Source organism: Bacillota bacterium (assembly GCA_012839765.1).
GTDB lineage: Bacteria > Bacillota > Limnochordia > DUMW01 > DUMW01 > DUMW01.
Genome location: DUMW01000033.1, coordinates 1 through 2,681, shown reverse-complemented (window position 1 = coordinate 2,681; position 2,681 = coordinate 1). Strand labels below are relative to the sequence as shown.

Genomic DNA, 2,681 nt, shown 5'->3' with positions numbered 1-2,681 from the left:
TTTGCGCTTTCTGTTTGGTTGCAAAGATAAGACAACTTTGTTATACTGTTCTCATACCAAAGTGGGTTTCAACGGGTCAATTTGACATGGGTGCAGTACGGGCGCAAGTCGAATGACTTGATCAAGTAGAACCATATCAATGGGGGAGGTAATTGCTGCATGATTCGTACCGAGAACCTGACCAAGCGGTATGATACGGTTACCGCGGTCCAGGACCTGAATATTCATGTGCAAAAGGGCGAAATCTACGGTTTTCTCGGTCCTAACGGTGCGGGGAAGACGACCACAATCATGATGTTGCTGGGTCTCATTCAACCCACCTACGGAAAGTGTTGGTTGTTTGGCGAGCAGCTGAAGGACAACTATTATGGAATCAAGACACGGATGGGTGTCTTGGCCGAGTTCCATTATCTGTACGAGGAAATGACCGCGTACGAGTACCTCATGTTTTTTGCCCGGTTGTACCAAGTTCCCAATCCCGAAAAGAAGATTCAAGAAGTGCTTTCTCGGGTTAACCTTTGGCATCGCCGCTCCGAGTTTCTCGGTGGATACTCCAAAGGTATGAAGCAGAAACTGAGCTTCGCCCGGGTGCTTTTGCATGCTCCCGAGTTACTGATTCTCGACGAGCCTGTGAGCAGTCTGGACCCATACGGGATCAAGGAGATTCGGGATATCATTCTTGAGGAAAAAGAGCGCGGTGTCACCGTTCTGTTGTCCAGTCACATCCTGTCTGAGGCGGAACGGACCTGCGACCGGGTGGGGATTATGAACAAGGGACGGTTACTGATTGAAGATACCATGGACGGCGTCAAACGCCGTATCGCAGAGGAACGGGAAATCTACGTAGAGCTTGACCAGGTCACCGATGGGATTGTCCAAGCCGTGCGGGCGATGGACATCGTCAAGAACGTAGACGTAGAAGGCAACCGCCTGATCATCAAGATGAAGCCCGATGTTGACGGTCGAGCGGAAATCGCCCAGACCATTGCCAACAACAAGGGTTTGGTCCTAGGCCTACAAGTGAAGGAAATGAGCCTAGAAGATGCCTTCGTGACAATTACCGAGAAGAACATCTCCATGTTGACGAAGGAGGGAGTGGCATGAGTATAATGTCCCGCCGGTGGCATGCGACCAAACTGATTAGCACTAGGGAATGGAAAGACACCTGGGTCAAGCCGGGTATTTATGTTGTAATGGTCTTATCATTGCTTCTTGGCGCCTTTGCCCTGCGCAGTACCCTGACGACAGTGGCAAACATGAAAGGCGGAGTGCTAACCAGTCCCCTAACCTTTGCTCTGTTTCTTGCCGTCAGTTTGGGTGGAACTTACATCGCCCTATGCTCTGCCATGGCGATTGCCCGAGAGAGGGAGACCGGTACTCTGGAGGTACTGTTTTACGGTCCTGTGGACAGCATTTCCTATATCTTCGGCCGTTTCCTTGAACAGGTCTTTACCTTTGTGACGATGCTGGTTTTCTTGACCATCTACTTTCTTTTTGCAGGGATCTATACCAATGTCGGGTTTTCCACCAACTTCCTACTCATGCTGGTTTTCTCCGTTTTCGTGGTAGGGGGCATGGTGGCTTTTGGTATTTTCATCTCCTCACTGATGGGACGTACCCGGTCTTCCATCATTGTTTTCCTTGCCTTAGTAATCTTCTTCCTAGGCATGTCCTTTGGTTACCGGGTATTGGTGAATATTCCCAGTGATGAATTGAGTGTGGCCCAGACCTATTTGCGGATCATCTTCCAAGTGATTAACAGTGTCTTGTCGTGGATCTCTCCCTTCGCGTATCTCCAGCGGGGATTTGATGCTGCGGCCCTGCGTGAGATGGGCAATTACTTCATCACAATTGGACAAACCCTGGTATACACCGTTGTCTGCTTAGCTCTGGCCATTTTCTGCTTCAAGAAGAGGGGGGTAAAACGATGAGGAGTAAAGACACCGTACTGATTGTCCTGTTGGCAAGTCTGTTACTGATCCTGACTTCTGTTCCCGTCGGAGCTGTACCCCCAACCAGGGAATGGCAGATGTGCTATGGGATCAGCGCTTGGACCGGTACCACTCTGCAGGGGACGATTGCTCCCCGGCAAGCCGATACCATCTATCTGATTGCGGATCATAACAACATCATCCACACGGCTGAGACTGAGGTTTACTACTGGCCCATTACCGGTGAGTATAAGGCCAACTGGATGGAATACCGGGAAGTGGTAGATGGAGTCCTGGAGATCTACAAGGGTAATGAACTCTATACTACCCTGGAAAAACGGATGTATACCACCTACCTGACGGAATCCCTAGGGCAGGGGGAAATGCACTTGCTCTTGGACGAAGAGGCAGAGCAAAAGTACGATGAGTATGTGACCGCGATGGATGATTACTGGAATGCGGTGCGGAAGTACTATGATGAAAAGGCCGCTTGGGATGCACTGATCGCCGAAATGCTTAAGGAAGTAAACGAAACGGGTATCTATAAGGACCCTGAGGAGATCCCTGATCCTCCAGTACAACCGGAGATGCCCATGTTCTATGTTTACAAGCCACAGCCTGCCTTTGTGGTGAATCTGCCCGCCGGTGAGTACCGGATTCGGATGCTGGACACCGAAGGAAACCTGGTGCCGGATAGTGAGCGGAAGTTGGTTGTTTACAGCCATCGGCGGACCGGGTTGGGCTATCAGA

General features: G+C 50.5%; 3 protein-coding genes. All 3 read left to right on the top strand.

Annotated features, from left to right (window positions below; translation table 11 throughout):
• Nucleotides 1-159: 159 nt before the first annotated feature.
• A complete protein-coding gene (locus tag GXX57_03490) occupies nt 160-1,104 on the top strand; it encodes an ABC transporter ATP-binding protein (GenBank protein ID HHV43719.1) in 945 nt (314 codons plus the stop codon).
• A complete protein-coding gene (locus tag GXX57_03485; protein HHV43718.1) occupies nt 1,101-1,931 on the top strand; it encodes an ABC transporter permease subunit in 831 nt (276 codons plus the stop codon). Before GXX57_03490 ends, GXX57_03485 begins: the two co-directional genes overlap by 4 nt.
• A partial coding sequence (locus tag GXX57_03480; protein HHV43717.1) for a hypothetical protein occupies nt 1,928-2,681 on the top strand: 754 nt, incomplete at its 3' end. The genes GXX57_03485 and GXX57_03480, both read left to right, overlap by 4 nt.